Here is an 18,622-nt window from a genome sequence, read left to right on the forward strand (position 1 = left end):
GGACGCAGCTTTTTTCACGACTGGTCGCCGGGCGGTTTCTTCCGCGGGCGGCCGTGGGGGCCAAGCGTTGATTGGAGGTGAGCCGTTTGGCCGTGTGGCGCTGCCAGTCGGGATTGCCGAATGGATTGCCGCGCTGGATCGCATGCCGGACCGCCGCGACTTCCGCCGCCGTTTGCGCGGTGTTGACGTGCTCCAGGCAAGGACAAAAGGACGCAGCTCGTTTCCTGTCCCAAGGCAGAAAACGGGGTCAGAACTATTTACAAGCCGTAGAATGTCGAGGTGAGAAATAGTTCTGACCCGTTTTCCTCCGCCCCTATTTGCCGGAACCAAACGGAATGTTCGCGTTTGGATCGCTTCGAGAACTGCCGTTGGATTTGCGTCGGATTGCGGTAGGCACCGGACTTGCGGAAGCTCGGGATGTACTCCGCGTCGTTCGGTCGTTGGACTGGATCGACGACGGCTCAATACATCTTGTCGTCACCTCTCCGAGTGAACCTCCCGCGCCAATCCTGCACGACAACAGGCCGCAATCGTCTATAATATCCACGCGATTGGGATCGCTGGCGCCGTTTCACATTCCCTAACTGCGATTTCCGAGAACGAAGTGTTCCCGTATGGCGACGCGCGTGCTCACGATCAACGGCGGCTCGTCGAGTATCAAGTTTGCCGTGTATGCGCTCGGCGAGAGGCCCCATAAGGAATTGTCGGGCGAAGTCGATCGCATCGGGCTCGGTCATTCGACGCTCAGTTTCAAAATCTCGGATGGGACATCTTCGCGGCAGACCATCGATGCCGCCGATTCTTCGCGAACCGTCGAGCATCTGATCGCTTGGCTCGACAACCGAATCGGCCTCGAATCGATTGCAGCCGTCGGGCATCGGATCGTGCATGGCGGTCCAAAACTCTGGCAATCGAAATTAGTCGAGTCCGAGACGATCGCCGAGTTGAAGCGGATCAGCCCTTGGGATCCGAATCATTTGCCGGCCGAAATCGCGCTCATTGAAGCATTCGCCGAGCGCTGCCCGAGGTTGCCGCAAGTGGCTTGCTTTGACACGGCCTTTCATCGCGACTTGCCGCGCGTGGCAAAGCTGCTTCCCCTGCCGCGGCAATTGGAAGCGGAAGGCGTGCGGCGGTACGGTTTTCACGGGCTGTCGTTCACGTTTTTGCTTCAAGAACTTGGTCGTGTCGCCGGCGCGGAAGCCGCGGCCGGCCGGGTCATTCTTGCCCACCTTGGCGCCGGCGCCAGCCTTGCCGCGGTGCGCGCGGGAAAATGCATCGACACGACGATGGCCTTTACGCCGACCGCCGGATTGGTGATGGCCACGCGCTGCGGCGACATTGATCCCGGCCTGCTCGTGTATTTGATGCGCAACCGCCATATGACGGCCGATCAGGTCGACGATATGGTCAACCGCAAGAGCGGCCTTTTCGGCATTTCGGAAACCACTCCCGACATGCGCGATCTGCTGCTTCGCCGGGCCGGCGACGAACGGGCAGCGGAAGCGGTGGCGATTTTTTGTTATCAAGTGAAAAAGTGGATCGGGGCTTTCGTCGCGGCGCTGGGTGGGCTCGACACCCTCGTCTTCTCCGGTGGAATTGGCGAGAATGCCGCGGAGGTTCGCCGGCTGATCTGTGAATCGTTGGAATGCTTCGGCATTCAAATCGACGCGCCGCGCAACGAAAGCAATTCCGCGGTGATTTCGCCCGATCGCAGCCGAGCGACCGTGCGCGTCATTCGCACGGACGAAGAATCCGTGATCGTCGCCGCCGTGCAAGCGTTTCTACAAAAGCGTTAAGGGAACCAAGCGACATCGCGACTCGCATGCGGTTTCGCGCGTCGGAAAAAACGGAGGTCCTGCCATGCCAATTTCGCCTTTAGCTGGAAAGCCCGCCCCGCGCGACATGCTGATCGACGTTGCGGCCTTGGACCGCGAATATCATGATCGCCAGCCCGATCTGAGCGATCGGGCGCAACTGGTAGCCTTCGGCACGAGCGGTCATCGCGGCACGCCTCTTCGCGGCACGTTCACCGAGACCCACATTCGCGCCATCACCCAAGCCATCTGCGACTACCGCCGCGGCCAACACATCGACGGCCCGATTTTCATGGGCAAGGATACGCATGCGCTGTCGAGCCCAGCTCAAAATACCGCGCTGGAGGTGCTCGCAGCCAACGCCGTCGAAACGATCATCCAGCCCGACGACGGCGTCACGCCCACGCCCGTGATTTCGCGGGCGATCATCGTCTACAACCGGGGCCGCAAGCAGCATTCGGCCGACGGCATCGTGATCACTCCGTCGCACAATCCGCCGGAAGACGGCGGCTTCAAATACAATCCGCCCAACGGCGGCCCGGCCGACACCGATGTCACCAGTTGGATCCAGCGCCGCGCCAACGATCTGCTGAAAGCGAACAATGTGGAAGTGAAGTTGGTGCCGCTTGCTGCCGCCCTCCGCGCCGACACGACGCACCAGCAGGATTACGTCCGCCCGTATGTCGACGATTTGGCAAGCGTGATCGATATGGAGGCGATTCGTTCGGCCGGGCTCAAATTGGGCGTCGATCCGCTCGGCGGCGCGGCGGTGCATTATTGGGAGCCGATCGTCGAACGCTATGGTTTGGACATCACGGTCGTGAACAAGACGGTCGATCCGACGTTCGGCTTCATGACGGTCGACCACGATGGCCAAATCCGCATGGATTGCTCGAGCCCGTATGCGATGGCGCGGCTGGTCGGGCTGAAGGACAAGTTTCGCGTTGCGTTTGCCAACGATCCCGATTCCGATCGGCATGGGATCGTCACGCCCGGCGCGGGGCTAATGAATCCGAATCATTTTCTGGCCGTCGCCATTCGCTATCTGCTCACGCATCGCCCCGACTGGCCGGCGAGCGCTGCGGTCGGCAAGACGCTGGTCTCCAGCAGTATGATCGACCGGGTGGTCGGACGGCTTGGCCGGAAGCTCTCGGAAGTGCCGGTGGGGTTCAAATGGTTCGCGCCGGGCTTGTTCGACGGTTCGTATTGTTTCGGCGGCGAAGAGAGCGCGGGAGCGAGTTTCTTGCGCCGCGACGGCACGGTGTGGACGACCGACAAGGACGGCCCGATCATGGACCTCTTGGCCGCCGAAATCACGGCCGTCACGGAGAAAGACCCCGGCCAACATTATCAAGAGCTGGCGGCCCAATTCGGCACCTCGTATTACACGAGGATCGATGCGCCGGCCACGCCCGAGCAAAAATCCCGCCTGGCAAAGCTTTCGCCCGAAGCGGTGCGGGCCGACACGATGGCCGGCGAGCCGATCGTGGCCAAGCTGACTCGGGCTCCCGGCAATGACGCGGCGATCGGCGGCTTGAAAGTGGTCGCAGCGAATGCTTGGTTCGCCGCCCGTCCCTCCGGCACCGAGGATATTTACAAGATCTACGCGGAAAGCTTTACAAGCCAATCGCATCTGAACTCGGTTGTCGCCGAAGCCCAAAAGATCGTCGCCGCGGCATTGGGCTGAAGAATTCGCACCAGTCGTTCCCAGTGTGCCACGGGCCCGGCTGTGTGCCACTGGCCCGGCTGTGTGCCGCTAGCCCGCGCAGTCGGCCAGTGCCGGCAGGAGAGCAAAGCTCGAATCCCCGAACAATGGCTAAACGAAGGCCGTCTGTCTAGGTGCAATTCCACCTAGGCTTCCCGTTTCCCCCCTGAGCTGACGAATGGCCATGCCAACCTGCATTCACACTGGCCGACTGCGCTGGCCAGTGGCACACGGAACGCCAGTGGCATATCGAACACGCGAAAGAGCACCTTATTTTCGAGCGACAAGCGACACTTTCAGCATGATCTCTCTTGACGCAAACGGGCGACCACCGTAACTTTGCCCGACCGTCGGCCACGCCGTTGGCAATGCTTTTCCGGCGCTCCGCGAGGGTCGGCCTTATCCCGTCATCGCGGCCCACAATCGAATCTGCAACCTGAGGGTGTTTCCATGGATGGATCTCCCGGCAAGTGTTCGTCGGCATCGGCAAGCGACTCCTCTTCGGCCCACGTTTCCGTGCCGGTTCCGCTGCTGGATATGAGCCGGCAATACGAGCCGCTCCGCGAGGCCATTCGGGCGGCCATCGATCGGGTTTGCGAGTCGGGACGATTCATTTTGGGTCCCGATTGCGAGCAGTTCGAGCGATCGATCGCCGCTTTTGCCGGCGCGCACCACGCGATCGCCTGCGCTTCCGGCAGCGATGCGCTGTTGCTGGCGTTGATGGCGTTGCGGATCGGCCCCGGCGATGAAGTGATCTTGCCCTCGTACACGTTTTTCGCAACCGCAAGCGCCGTTTGGCGATTGGGGGCAACGCCCGTGTTCGTCGACATCGACCCGGCGACGTTCAATATCGATCCGCAAACGATCGCCGCCCGTGCCACCGGCGCCACCAAAGCCATCCTGCCGGTGCACCTGTTCGGGCAATGTGCCGACATGGAGGAGATTTGCCGGGTAGCCGAGCGGCTGAATGTTCCGGTGATCGAAGACGCGGCCCAAGCGATCGGCGCGGGTTATCGCGGCCGTTCGGCGGGCACGCTTGGCGATATGGCCTGTTTCAGTTTTTATCCGACGAAGAATCTGGGCGGCTTTGGCGACGGCGGGATGCTGACCACCAATTCGCACGAACTGGCCGCGCGGCTGCGGCTATTGCGGGCCCACGGCATGGAGCCGCGCTACTATCACAAAGTGGTCGGCATCAACAGCCGATTGGATTCGATCCAGGCGGCCGTGCTGCAGGTGAAACTGCCGCACTTGAATCGCTGGGCCCAACTGCGGCGAGCCAACGCCGAGTTGTATCACGAACTGTTCGCCGAATATGGATTGGAGCAGGTGTTGGCACTGCCTGCCACCGCGGCCGGATGCATGCATGTTTGGAATCAGTATGTGATTCGCGTGCCCGACGGGAGGCGCGATGCGCTGCGCACGCATTTGTCGAGCGCCAAAATCGGCTCGGAAATCTACTATCCGGTTTCGCTGCACCAACAAGAGTGCTTCCGCAGCTTGGGCTATACGGCAAGCAGCCTGCCGGAATCGGAGCGCGCGGCCCGGGAAACCCTGGCTTTGCCGATTTTCCCCGAACTGCGTGAGTTGGAGCAGCGGGCGGTGGTCGGCCGAATTGCCGAGTTCTTCGGTGCCCAAAAGCCGGCCACACGCGTAAAACGCCCGAAATTCCTCGACCGCCGCGGTGCGAGCAAGCCGGTTTAGTTTCTTACGCATGAATCCTGCGGGCATGTCACTGGCTCTGCCAGTGTCTTCGTTGGTGGAGCGTGTCAGCTCGACGCACACTGGCAGAGCCAGTGGCACACGAGAGCGACTACTCTGCCGTTAGCGTGCTTTGCATTTGCGGCTCGGCCGGCTTAGGCGAAGCGCGAACCTTGCCGCCGCGAGGGCCGTCGTTGACTCTTCCGAGGTCGGGCGCTAGGATTCGGCGGTTCGGAACGGAGCGGGGAACGAGGACGCCGGCATGTCGCGCAGATTCCGCATTCCGCTGATTATCGTCGGCGCGTTGTTGCTGCTTCTGTGCGGCGGCGGCATTTGGCTTTGGCTGGCATTTCGCCATGTGCCGCATTTTTACGTCGAAGCGCTGGCCATGGATTCGGCCGAGCAGCAGCAGGCTAGCGAGAAGATGATTCGACGCACCGCGGAGCTCCGCAACGACGCCCTCAAAGACGGTCATTGGGAAGCCGTCTTTACGGCCGAGCAAATCAACGGTTGGCTGGCCGTCGATCGCGAACGGAATCACCGGCAATTGATTCCCCCGGAATTTCACGACCCCCGGGTGGCGATTCACGATGGCGAATTGATCGTCGGTTGCCGCTATGAAAAGGGGAATGTAAACACGGTGCTCTCGCTCACCGCCGAGGTGTATCTACAGGCACCGAATGTTTTGGGGGTGCGGCTTGAGCGGGCCCGCGCGGGGGCGGTTCCGCTGCCGCTCAACGATGTAATCCATCAATTGCGCAGCGGCTGCGAAAGCATCGGCTGCAAGGTCGAATTGCGGGAAGTAGGGGCCGATCCCCTCTTATTCCTCACGCTGCCGCTGCCGGCCAATCCAGGCCGCGACGGCATCATCCGGGTGGAAACGGTCGAACTCCACGAAGGCGAGCTGCATGTGGCTGGCCAAACCGTGCGTCCGGGCCACACCCGGCACGTCGCCCACTGAGTAGGGCCGTGGCCGAGCAGCCGCGCTTTGGCGCCTCTTATTTGCGGCCTGAAGGCCAGGGAAGGCCCCGTTTGGTCTCCCCCCATGGCGAAAATCTTCCCTGGCCTTCCCTGGGCGACCCCGCCATAACCACTCCCCGATCACCGCATTCCCGACTCGCCCCCCGCCAGTCGCTTTGCCCTGCCGCAACCGGCAGCTATTATGAATGAACCGGCCCGCAGGGGAGGGGACGCAGGCCGACGGCGCCAGGCCAGCGCATGGACGAGCCTCCGTCGTTGTCCCGACAGCCTTCAGCCTGTCGGCCGCAGTTCTTTTCGCATCGGCGGCGATTCCGCAACTTGGAGCCGGATTCTAGTGCACCCTTTCCGCTGGCTCATCCGACTTGCCCTGACGGCAGCGATTGCGCCGTTGCTGCTGAGCGAGCAGGCTCGAGCGCTGGTTGTCGAAGGGGGTTCGACGATCAACACTACTTCGGCCGGCTTCAATAGCATCTTCTACAACGTCGGCAGAGTCGGGAGCAGTTCGACGGTGTATCTCGGCGATGGCTGGGCGATAACGGCGTCGCATGTGAGCGTTTCCATTCCGACCGCCGTCGCCACGTTCGACTTTCCCGGCGGCACGAGCCAATCGTATCAGGTGGTGAACCACGTTTATCTACCCGGTGAGCCCGACCTGCAACTGGTGCAATTGGCGCAAGCGCCACCGCTGCCGTCTATTTACCAGAATATCGCGACCACCACTCCCGCTGCCGGAAGTGTCGTGGCAATGGTGGGCACCGGCTATCGAAACGGCGGGGCGTTGTATTGGAACAACGCCAATAGTTCGTCGAGCGGCGTGCTGATGCTTGGTGCAACCTCGACCAGCCCTTCGGGAGGCACGCCCAACGACATTTCCTCGGATGCGTTCTGGACGACCAAAAACAATTCCTATCCCGCCGGCACCTATCAAGACGCGGGCTTCGCATGGGGCGGCGGCGGAGCACCGCAATGGGGCGAAAGCATCGTCACGTTTACGGGCGTTCCCATCGGCAATACGACGACATTCGGCACGACGTTCTACAATCCCGTCTACGATCCGCCGTCGAGCGCGGCCTGGGATAGCAGCCAATTGCCGGTCGTTACTGCCGAGGTCGCGGCCATCGGTTCGAATATGGCCCAAGTGGCCACTTACGATTCCGGCGGCGGCGTTTTCTCGAATTCCGGCAGCGGATGGAACCTCGCCGGCATCCTCGTCGATCTTGAAGACATCGGCCAAGATCGCGGCACATCCAGCCCTCCAGCGAACGCCGCATATGGCGATCTCTCGTTCGCCGTCGATTTGTCGCAATATGCCACGGCGATTCAGACGGTCGTCAATTCGACCGCAACCTGGTCCGGCGTTACCGGCCCCGGCGCCACGAGCAATTCGTGGGACACCGCCACGGCCGATTGGACCAACGCCGGAAAAAACGGCTCGACCAGTTTCTCCTCGAGCGGCGCGGGCAACGCCATCTTTGGCGACACCAATGCTCAATACGCGATGCGCTTGAACTTGTCGCTCGCAAGCTCGCCTGCCCCGTTCGGCGCGCAAACCGTCACGGTTCAATCGGGCGTTACCGCGAATTCGATTACGTTCACCAACACCGGCGCGGCCAACGGCGGCGCCGATTATTGGTTCGCCAACGCCAGCGGCAATTCGACCGGCATCGGCGGTTCGACCGGCCTGAACATCGGCGGCAACGGCGGCATTGGGGGCGCCGTCTATCTGACCAGCGCGAATAGTTTTACCGGGCCTGTGTCGGTGTTCGTGGGTCGTTTGAATCTGCAAAACGGCTCGGCGCTGGGAAACACGTCGAGCGTCAGCGTCTTTTCAGGCGCCGACCTCGAATTGCAAACCAGCGGCAGCCCGACCACTTTCGGCATCATGGAGTCTGGCACGACGGGAATTTCGCTCAATATCAGCGGCAGCGGAATTGCGGGCGCCGGGGCGATCGCTAATCTCATCGGCAACAACACGTATGCCGGCCCGATCGTCTTGGGAAGCTCGGCGACGATCGGTTCCGATTCCACCGCGTCGGGCGATCAACTCACGCTTACCGGCGGCATCAACACCCAGGGCCTCACGCTCACCTTCGCCGGCCCCGGCGCGACGACGATCGCCGGTGCCGTGACCGGCGGCGGCACGCTGATCAAAACCGGCAGCGGCGCGTTGACTCTCAATTTCGGCGCCAGCGGAGCGCCAACCACGAATCTCGTCGCCAGTTCGACCAGCCTGTCCGTATCCGGCGGCGCAATCGATCTGGTGGGCGGCAGCGCGTCGAACACGTCGTACAGCCAAACCTTCAGCAGCCTTGCAATCAATTCCGGAGCGTCAAGCATCCAGCTCACTGCCAATGCCAACGATCCGTTGCTCTTGTCGCTCGGCAACACGATCAGCCGCGCACCGGGCGGAACAATATCTTTAGGCCTTCCCGGCGGTGCGCAGTCGGCGACCAATGGAATCACGACGACGGCGACGAACCAAGCATCGTCGATCCTCGGCGGCTGGGCCACCGTCGGACAAACCGATTGGGCAACCATCGTCGGCGGCCAGGTCGTCGGACTCTCGACCCAGCCGACCAATTACACCAACGACGCTTGGGCTGCCGGAAACAACACCACCGTAACGGTCTCTTCGAATCCGCCGAGCAGCTCGACCACCAACAGCTTGCGATTCAGCTCCGCCGCGGCCGACACGATCACGCTCTCGGGAACCAACGGCATCATCTCCGGCGGCATCTTGGTGACGCCCGCAGTCGCCGGATTCACCGACACCATCAGCGGCGGAACGCTCGAAGGGGCCGCCGGCGCCGACCTGGTCGTCATTCAAAACAACACCGCTGGCGGCCTCGCCATCGGCTCAACGATCGCCAACAACGGCTCAGCCACCGGACTCACCAAGTCGGGCAATGGCCTGCTAACTCTCGCCTCCGCGAACAGCTACAGCGGCACGACCACGCTCAACGCCGGAACGCTCGCCATCAACAACGCGGCGGCTCTGGGCACCGGCCCGTTTGTGGTCAATGGCGGCACGCTCGACAACAGGTCGGGCAATCTGGTTACCACGACGAATCCGGAAACCTGGAGCGGCAGCTTTGCGTTCCAAGGCTCCGCGGCTCTCAGCCAAACGACCGGCGCGATCACGCTCGCTACGACGCCGACGATTATGCTCGCCGGCAGCGCCAACGCCCTCAGCATCGGCGGTAATATCGGCGGCAGCTACGGACTCGCCATTGCCGGCAGCGGAACGCTCGCTCTCGGCGGGTCGAACACGTTCACCGGCGGCATAACAATCAACGGCGGCACGCTTCGCGTCGGCAGCACGGGGGCGCTGAACGCCAGCGCCCCGAATGTCGTCGCGTTCGGAACCGCCAGCGGCGAGACTCTGAACCTCAACGGCGAAAGTGTGAGCGTCGGCGGATTGAGTTCGACATCGGCCACGGCGATCGTCGAAGCCGCCGCCTCGACACCGACCACGCTGACAATTAGCGGCATCGGGATTTTCAATTTTGCGGGAACGATCGCAAATGGCGGCAGCGGCATCCTGTCGCTCGTGAAATCCGGCACCGGCACGCAAGTTCTCAGCGGCTCCGATTCATATACCGGCACGACCACGGTCAACGGCGGCATTTTGGAATTCGCCGCCGACGCCAACCTGCCAGCCGGCGCATCGCCGAACATCACGGTCAATAGCGGCGGGACCGTTGCCGCGGGCTCGGCCATCGAGCAAACGTTTCTGATCCATCTCACGAGCGGATCCGCCGGCACGGTCGCCTTGGCCGCCAATAGTTCCAACAGTCTAAATTTCAGCAGCGCCGTCGGCGGAGCCAACCTGCCATCGGCCAGCCTCGGCTCGACGGGCAATTACGTCTACAGCGGCACGCTCACGCCGTACGGCTCGAACTACCGTCTCGGCGGAGGCGGAGGACTGCTCACGTTCAATGGCCCATTGAGCGGAGCGAATTCGCTCACGGTGCAAAACGGCGGCTACGTGGCTTTGACCGGCAGCGATTCCTATTCACTCGGTACGACGATCGCCGCCGGCACGACTCTGCTGTTCTCGTCCGATGCCGAACTGGGCGCGGACCCCACGTCGCCGTCGACCAATATCACGCTCGACGGCGGCACGCTTGCAGCTACCTCCACGTTCGCGCTCAACTCGAATCGCGGCATCGCACTCGGCCCCACGGGCGGCACGATCGATGTCGATAGCGTCTCGGGCAGCAATCAAAACACCACGCCAAACTCGCTCACCTATGGCGGAGTGATCGCCGATACCCAAGGCGGCGCCGGCGGCCTCACGCTCACCGACAGCGGCACCCTCGTCATGAGCGGCGCGAACACATATTCCGGCGCCACGACGATCAGTTCCGGCACACTCCGAGCCGGCGCCGCAAACACGATCCCGGAAAACTCGGCCCTCGTGCTCGGCCTCGGCGGCACGGTCGCGCTCAACGGCTTTTCGCAAAGCGTCGGCTCGCTGACCGGCGGCGGCATCGTGACCAACAATAGCGCAACGTCGACGACCCTCACCGTCGGCAGCGACGGCACCAGCCCGTCGGCCTTTTACGGCCTTCTCTCCGACACGACGGCGAGCACTCCGCCGGGCGGCACGTTGGCGCTCGATAAAATTGGCAGCGGCACCCTCACGCTCACCGGCGTGAACACCTACAGCGGCGGCACGTTCGTCACCGGCGGAACCTTGGCCACCGTCTCCGGCGGCACGCTCGGCCCAGGGTTGCTTCAGATTGCCGCGCTCAACGGCGTTTCCCCGCTGGTCGAGATCGGCGCCACGCAAACCGTCGGCTATCTTATCGCTTCGTCGTCCGGAAGCGACGCGGCGCAGCTCGCCGTCGCCTCGGGTGACACACTCACTTCCACGAACGGCCTGACCGCGGCCGGCACGTTGATCGTCGGCGCCGCGGGCTCGGGCACCGGCACCATCGTCGTTGCCGCGGCGCCGACGCTCGTCTCCGGAACCAGTTTGCAAGTGAAGGCCGGCACGCTGGAATTCAATGCCGCCAGCGGCCCGGCGGTCGTCGGCTCCGGAGTCACGGCGACCGTGGCTCCGGCCGCCACCTTGCAACTGGCCGGCAGCGTCGCAGCGTTTTCGGGCGGCCAAGTCGTCAACATCACGAACAACGGCTCGATCACCAGCGGCGGCGGGCTATCGGTCACCGGCACGAACCAAGCCGTCGGCACGATCACGGGCACGGCCACCACTTCCGGCGGTGCGACCAGCTACAGCGGCGACACGATTGTTGGCCCCGGCGCTAGCCTCACCGCCACTCAGATTCTGCAAAACTCGCTTTCGATCGGCGCCGGCGCCACGGTGACAATCAGCCCCGCCGGCGCCGCCGCATCGCAATCCACGGAAAGCCCCGCCGGTGCGCCCGATTCGGCAGCGGCCAGTAGCTCGCCGACCGTGCCCGTTTCGCAGCAAATCGGTCAGCTTCAGCAGCGGATCATCGCGCTGGAGCAATTGGAATCGGCCGATTCCGCCGTGTCGGTAAGCCTGCTCGATGCATCGTTGGCGGCGGCAATCGGTTCGGCTGCGGCGGGCGATAATTCGGCGGCCGCCAATCCGGCCAATGCTTCGACATCCGCCGCCGACATCGCCGCCGACATCGCCGCCGACATCGCGACGCTCGTGAGCGACGAAAACATCTTGCTGGCCAGCGAGGATTTGCCGCCGGTTAGCGCGAGCCAATTGGCCGACGCATTTTCCTCGGCTAGCGCATCGGCGGCGCCATCCGCGGTGCCGGAACCCTCGGGCCTGCTCTTGGCTGTTCTGGGCATCGGCGTTGCCGCCGGTTGCATCCTCCGCCGAAAGGTATTTGCACCGGCTCGAAGTATCTCGAAGGCTTAGGCAGCACGCGTGCCGCTGCACGCTTGTCGAGCGACTCGTTAGCCCGCAGCGCTAGCAAGGGAAGATTGGCACTCTCCCTGGCTAGCGCTGCGGGCTATCGCCGCAGGTGATCGCCGAAACAACAACGCCGTTTGCACAGAGGCAAATCGCCGACAGGTCGGTGCGTCGCACGGCCGTACTGCCGCAGCGGATTCTTGTTTACGCATCTTGGGCTACTTATAATGCCCGCCGGGTTATTATGTTGGCGGGGCCCTTCGGCGTTCGCGCTCTTTCGCCGTCCATTCTTTTGCAGGGAATCTGTCATGACTTATCGACCGGGATTCAATCGCGGTGGCAAAACGCATCTCGGGCGGATCATGATGGTCGCCCTTGTGGTCGGGCTGTTTCAAAGTGCCGCATTCGCCGCCGACGCGCCGCCGAAATTCGGCAATGCGCTCGATTGGGTGCCGGCCGACGCAGCCGTGTTCAGTTCGACGATGCGGCTGAAAGAACAGGTGGAAATCGTCGCCAATAGCAAAGCCTGGGCGAAGTTCAAAGAGATTCCAGTCATACAAGAATCCTGGTCGATGCTGCAGCTCTACTACAGCATGGGGGCGACCGAATTCAATCAGACCCTTCAAAAGCCCGAAAATCAGCAATTGATCGACATGCTGCTGGATCTGTTTTCCAACGAGATCAGTTGGTACGCCGATCAGCAAACGATCGACTTGATCGGCCTCGCGGAAGATAGCTACAACGCAGCCGCCTACAATCCGTCGGCCTTCGAGCCGCATGGCGGCGCCAATTCAGAACAAGCTCCCAAGGCAATGGTGCGGGCGATCATCAACAAGCTGTCGGCGCATCTCGACAAGCTGAAGATTCCGACGATCGTTTTGGCGTTCAAGCACTCCGATGCCGCTCGCGTCAAAACCCAGTTGGCACGGCTAGAAAAGGCGGTGAACGACGCGATCGCCGCGGAGCCGAATTCGGATCTGAAGGGCCGCTTTCAACGATCGAAGATCGGCGGCGACGATTATCTAACCCTGAAGCTCGACGGCAAGATGGTCCCCTGGAATGAAGCTCTTTCCCAGGCCAAAGACTACGAAGAAAAGCCGGGGCAGCTCAAGCAAATCGTCGACCGGCTGAAACAACTCGAAATGATGATCAGCATCGGCGTTCGCGGCGACTATTTGCTGATTGCCCTCACCCCCTCGGCCGCTCCCTTGGCGGCGTTGGGCAGCGGGCCGCGGATGGTCGAGCGCGAGGAATTCCAGCCGCTTTACAAACTGGCCGACAAACGGTTGGTCGGGATCGGATTCGAATCCAAGGAAGCGGCGATCGCCATGGGCAGCCACGATTCGCTCGATAATCTCATGCAGATGGCGTTGGGCGCGGCATCGGCCTCGGGAATGGCGGCCGACGTGCAGGCGCGGCTTCGCTCCGATCTAACGTCGCTCAAGAAGGATCTGCGCTCGCTGATGCCCGCTCCCGGCGCATCGCTTTCCAGTTCGGTGCTCACCGAGCGCGGCTACGATTGCTACGCCTATAGTTGGGCGGTCAACCCACGGCTCGACGGCTCGAAGCCGCTCGACATCATGGAGCATCTTGGCGGAACGCCGCTGGTGGCGATTCTCGGGCGAACGAAAACGCTGCCGGAAGATTATCCGATGTCGGTTAAATGGCTGACGAAGGCGCAAAGCTACTTCGAGGAATTGGCGCTGCCGACACTGACGACGGAACAGAAACGCGAATATCACGAGTGGATGGAGTTTGCCAAGCCGCTTCTCGCACGGCTGAACAACGCCAACATCGCGATGCTCCAACCGGCGCTTGCCGACGGCCAGCACGCGTTCGTCTGGGACGCCAAGATCATCAGCCGGCGCTGGTTCAACGGAATGCCGCAGGATTCGGTGCTGCCGATGTTCGAGCCCGCGCTGGTCTGGGGCGTTAGCGATGCCGATTTGTTGAAAAAGGGAATTGGCGAATATCGCGCCGTGGCCGACGAGATCGTGGCGAAAATCAAGCAGAAGGAACCAAATGCGTTGGCTCCGGGCTTCAAGATTCCCGACGCGCAGGTGCGCGAAGTCCGCTCTGGCACGATCTATTCCTACCCGCTCCCGCGAGAGTTGGGCGTCGATGGCCAACTGGCGCCCGGCGCCGGGCTTGGCAAGCATGTTGCCGTGTTGACCCTATCGCCGGAGCACACCGCCGAGCTCTTGAGCCCGACGCCGTTCGAGGCCGAGGGGCCGGCCGGAGATATGAAACGGCCGCTGGCGAGCGCTTCGTTCGTCGATTGCGCAGGGCTCGTCGAAGCCAGCACGCCGTGGATCGAATATGTCGTGCGGCTGGTGTATGCGAAAACGCATGAAGGGGAGGGAGCCAGCTTGAAGTTCGACAAGAACGAACCCGAACAGCTAAAGAAGACGCTCGCTCAAGTTCGCAGCGGGCTCGAAATCCTGAAGGTGCTGCGCACGGTCTCCAGCGCCACGTATGTCGAGGGGAAGGCGGTCGTCACGCACACCGAGGTGCACATCCGCGACCTGCCATGATTCGCGCGCCGTCGCTGCGCATTCGGCCCGAATTGCCGCGCTGGGCGCCTCGAGCCATTCCAACACCACGTTGCGAAACGCCTCGGCGAACCGTTCGCGGGTGAAATACGTGCGGGCTCGCTGCCACGCGGCGCGGCTCCGCTGCCGCAGTTCGATGGGGCTGCATTCGGCGTGTGCCCGCACCTCCCGGCGGATCTCGGCGATCGTATTGTGCTTGAGTTCGACGCCGAAATCGTCCATATCGATTCCGGTCTCCCGGCTCACGATCGGGATCAGCCCGGCATGCAACCCGACGATCACCGACCCGGCCGATCCTTCGGAGCACGACGGGTAAACCATCGCCGACACCCCGCGCACCAGCGCGGCGAATTCCGGCGCGGTGACGTCGATCCAACCGAGCGTGCGAATGTTTGGGGTCTCGTAAAGTTCGCGGTGGTAGAAATTGTTGAAATCGGGCTCTGCATCGACCGGCCCGGCAACGACGAGCTCGAATTCCGGCATGCCGGCGAACGCTTCCAGCACCAGGTCCAAGCCTTTGTGAACCATCCCGGTGCTCCCCAGCCACAGAAAGCGGCGGCTCGTGCGCTGGAAATCCTTCGCATCGTCCCAATTGAATTGCGCTGCCGGCGAAGGCGGAATCGGATAGACGGGCTTGCCGGCATAGGACAGCGTGTCGGCCGTCATCTGATTGCCGAGCACCGTGACGCAATCGGCCAATTCGACGGCGCAACCGGTCGGCGATTGCCGGCGCGGTTCGAGCACGACGCCCCGACGGCGAAACAAATCGGCAAGCCGCTGCATTTCGGCCAGATTCTGAAATAGCCAGTGTTTGCCGGTGGCATGCAAAAGCTTCACGCAGCTCTCGCCCGCCAGCGGCGCGAGGCGCGGCATATTGCAGCCGATGTCGATCAAAAATCGATACGGCCGCCGCGGAACAAATCGTCGATCGAACCAATCGATCACGTCGATGCCATAGCCCAATTCCAAGAATGTCTGGCCTATTTGGCGGGATTCCCAGCAATTGGAGTGGGTTGACGTCGGCTCGGAATGCGTGAACGAACCGGTGAGATACGAAAGCAGCACATGCCCGATCGGCGGCTTCTTCGGTCGAAGCGAAACGACGGCGGGCAATCCGAGCCGACGCCGCGCTTTGAGTTTCAACTTGAGCAACCGGGGATGCATGGAATTTCCGTTTCTGTCGTTGCGCCGAGCGCGGCCATTACTTTTTACGGAACAGATAGTTGGGGTTTTTTGCGACCGTCTCGTAGCGCCCCGAATCCAAGATTTCGCGCACCACCCGGCACACCTCCCAGGGCGAGCCATCGGCCGAATCGTCGAGCAGCATGAAACCGCGGCGCTCCAAATAGCGATCGCAATTCTCGAAGTCGCGTTTGGCGAATTCGTAGGAATGGTTGCCGTCGATGTAGCAGAAGCTGATCGGGCCGCCGAGCTGAATTTCCCGGTCGAAGACGTCGTGCCGTTTTTCTTCGGCCGTCCAAGCGGCGAAAAATTCGTCCGACAAAAGCTCGATCGTCCAGGGCAGATCGTGGCCGCTGAACGTGCGGACATTTTGCAGAAACGCTGCTTTGACCAGCTTGCGATAATCGGCATGCGAGACGGTCGGCGAATCGGCCAACTGTTTGGCTTCATCTCCGGGCCGCAATTCAAAAATCCAGCGGTCGCAGGTGATCAACCGGTTGGCGGCGCCGTGCCGCTGTTTCAAGTAGCCGATCACATTTGCCGACAATCCCGCGAACGAACCAATCTCGACGATCGGCGAACCGCTCGGAAGATTGCGGATCGCAAAATCCATGCTGTAGACATTCCCGCGGGCAAGCATTCCGGGGTTGGCCCAAGTCAGCCAGGTGAGATACTCGGACCAGAATTTTTCGACCGGCGGCCTTCGCTGCCCAATCTTGGCAACCTCGGCGGCCAGATGCTCGGCAATGCCGCGGATGCCGTGGGCCCGATAAAGGTTCTTGAATTTCGTGGTCGGGCTCGCCATTCGATCTCCCTATTGAATTCCGCGGCCACGCGTCGCGGTCGGCGAAATGTGCCATCCAACTGCACGCGCGGGACGGCTAGCTCGTAGCACGGCGGGGGGAGTGTACCTAATGTCGAGGTTGGAGACAGCCCCGGTTTTTAAGCTCATCGCCGGCGATTCGTCAGCGCGATTTCGCGAGAATACGCATTTGCAAGCACGGCGGCACGAGACACCGCCCTGGCCGCTGCCTCCAACGCGCATTATGATGCTGGCATGGCGCCCAAAACTGCCGAGGATCGACGCGCGTTGGAAACGCTGGAGCCCCGCGCGCTTGGCCGGCACCAACTGCGGCGGTTGAACGAACTGCTCGACCGAATCCTGCCGGAAAATCGCTTTTATTCGGAAAAACTGGGCGAAATCCAGCGCCCGGTCCGATCGCTGGATGAATTGGCCGCCTGGCCCTTTACCTACAAAACCGATCTGCTCGGCTCACACCACGAACACGATCTGGCCGTCAACCGCACTTGGCCGGTCGATCGCTATTCGCGGCTGCATCGGACCTCGGGCACGCATGGCCGCCCGCTGGTGGTGCTCGACACGGCCGAGGATTGGCAATGGTGGATCGAATGCTGGCAATTCGTGTTGGATGCGGCGGAGGTGACGCCGCAGGATGTCGTGCTGATGGCATTTTCGTTTGGTCCGTTCGTCGGCTTTTGGAGCGCGTACGACGCCCTGGCCGAACGCGGCTGCTTGCTGATACCCACCGGCGGCGTTTCGACACTGGGCCGCTTGGAGCTTGCCCGAACGAGCCAGGCGACCGTTATCTGCTGCACCCCCAGCTACGCATTGCACATGGCGGAAGTGGCGGCCGACAATAAGTTCGACGTGGCGGGCATGGGCGTGCGCCGGATCATCGTGGCCGGCGAGCCGGGTGGCTCGGTGCCCGCCGTCCGAAATCGGATCGAAGAAGCGTGGGGGGCCAAATTGCTCGATCATTGCGGCGCTACGGAAGTGGGCCCGTGGGGCTACGGCGATCTGGCCGGCACGGGCGTGAGCGTCAACGAAAGCGAATTCATCGCCGAGTTTCTCTCCGTCGCAACCGGCACTCCGGCGGCCGAGGGGGAACTCGCCGAATTGGTGCTCACCGCCCTAGGGCGATTCGGCAGCCCCGCGATCCGCTATCGAACGGGCGACCTTGTGCGGCCGGTTTGGCATGGCGAAGGACCAAGCCGATTCGTGCGCCTGGACGGAGGCATCCTGGGCCGCACCGACGACATGCTGGTCGTTCGCGGCGTGAATATCTTTCCCAGTTCCATCGAGCAGATCGTCCGCAGCTTTCCGGAAGTCGTCGAGTTTCGAGCGATCGTCTACAAAGCTGCCCAACTGGACCAGCTTCGGCTCGAGGTCGAAGATCGCTCGAACGATCCGGCGCGGATCGCCCAAGAATTGCAATTGCGATTGGGCATGAGCGTGGAAGTGCAGCCGGTGCCGCTCGGATCGCTGCCGCGGTTCGAGGGAAAAGGAAAGCGATTCATCGATCGGAGATAAGGATTAATCAACGCGGCGGTTGTTGAGCCGCTCGGTGCGTCAAGCCCAGGGAAGGCCCATCGAGCGTATGGCCAATGGAAAGCGCGTCGCTGGCCTTCCCTGGGCTTAAACGCTCCACTCCGCGACGGCTTCACACCAAAAACAGAGCACACACCGTGGATATCCAACCGACCAAGTTGAGCCTCGTGGGAGCCGATCAGCTCGCGATCGATTGGAGCGACGGACGGCGGTTGGTTTATTCGTTCCGCGAGCTGCGCGACGCTTGCCCGTGCGCCACCTGCCGTGAAAAGCGAAATCAGCCCGCTCCGCTATTTCCGGTATTGAAACCGGAGGAAGCGCGGCCGCTCAAGGTGCGCGGCATGCAGCCCGTGGGCCATTACGCCTATTCGATCGAATTCAGCGACGGCCACGACACGGGCATCTACACGTTCGATCTGCTGCGGCGGCTCGGGCAAGAAGAAGGGAAGGCGTCGGCCGGCGATCCATGACGGCGAC

General features: G+C 62.3%; 9 protein-coding genes. 8 read left to right on the forward strand and 1 reads right to left on the reverse strand.

Annotation, left to right across the window (positions count from 1 at the left end; all coding sequences use genetic code 11):
• Nucleotides 1–614: 614 nt before the first annotated feature.
• From VHX65_06535 to VHX65_06560, 6 genes are all read left to right on the forward strand, one after another.
• Entirely contained in the window at nt 615–1,796 is a 1,182-nt protein-coding gene (locus tag VHX65_06535; GenBank protein HEX3998187.1) for an acetate/propionate family kinase, read from the forward strand.
• A 64-nt stretch (nt 1,797–1,860) separates the two neighbouring features.
• Complete coding sequence (pgm, locus tag VHX65_06540; protein HEX3998188.1) at nt 1,861–3,501, forward strand: phosphoglucomutase (alpha-D-glucose-1,6-bisphosphate-dependent); 1,641 nt, start codon at nt 1,861–1,863, stop codon at nt 3,499–3,501.
• Between the two features lie 468 nt (nt 3,502–3,969).
• Complete coding sequence (locus VHX65_06545; protein HEX3998189.1) at nt 3,970–5,223, forward strand: DegT/DnrJ/EryC1/StrS family aminotransferase; 1,254 nt, start codon at nt 3,970–3,972, stop codon at nt 5,221–5,223.
• A gap of 259 nt (nt 5,224–5,482) precedes the next feature.
• Nucleotides 5,483–6,181, forward strand: a complete 699-nt coding sequence (locus tag VHX65_06550; GenBank protein HEX3998190.1) for a hypothetical protein — start codon at nt 5,483–5,485, stop codon at nt 6,179–6,181.
• 354 nt (nt 6,182–6,535) lie between these two features.
• On the forward strand, nt 6,536–12,067 hold the full coding sequence (locus VHX65_06555; GenBank protein HEX3998191.1) for an autotransporter-associated beta strand repeat-containing protein: 5,532 nt from the start codon (nt 6,536–6,538) through the stop codon (nt 12,065–12,067).
• A gap of 302 nt (nt 12,068–12,369) precedes the next feature.
• A complete protein-coding gene (locus tag VHX65_06560) occupies nt 12,370–14,595 on the forward strand; it encodes a hypothetical protein (GenBank protein ID HEX3998192.1) in 2,226 nt (741 codons plus the stop codon).
• A gap of 1,219 nt (nt 14,596–15,814) precedes the next feature.
• Here the strand turns inward: VHX65_06560 and VHX65_06565 are convergent.
• Nucleotides 15,815–16,600: a class I SAM-dependent methyltransferase gene (locus VHX65_06565; GenBank protein HEX3998193.1), complete on the reverse strand. Its 786-nt coding sequence runs from the start codon at nt 16,598–16,600 to the stop codon at nt 15,815–15,817.
• A 252-nt stretch (nt 16,601–16,852) separates the two neighbouring features.
• On the opposite strand from VHX65_06565, the gene VHX65_06570 reads away from it, so the two are divergent.
• Nucleotides 16,853–18,127, forward strand: a complete 1,275-nt coding sequence (locus tag VHX65_06570; GenBank protein HEX3998194.1) for an AMP-binding protein — start codon at nt 16,853–16,855, stop codon at nt 18,125–18,127.
• A gap of 155 nt (nt 18,128–18,282) precedes the next feature.
• Nucleotides 18,283–18,615 carry a DUF971 domain-containing protein gene (locus tag VHX65_06575; GenBank protein ID HEX3998195.1) on the forward strand — a complete coding sequence of 111 codons (333 nt, stop codon included), beginning with the start codon at nt 18,283–18,285 and terminating at the stop codon, nt 18,613–18,615.
• Nucleotides 18,616–18,622: the final 7 nt, after the last annotated feature.

This window comes from Pirellulales bacterium (genome assembly GCA_036267355.1).
In the GTDB taxonomy this organism is placed as follows: domain Bacteria; phylum Planctomycetota; class Planctomycetia; order Pirellulales; family DATAWG01; genus DATAWG01.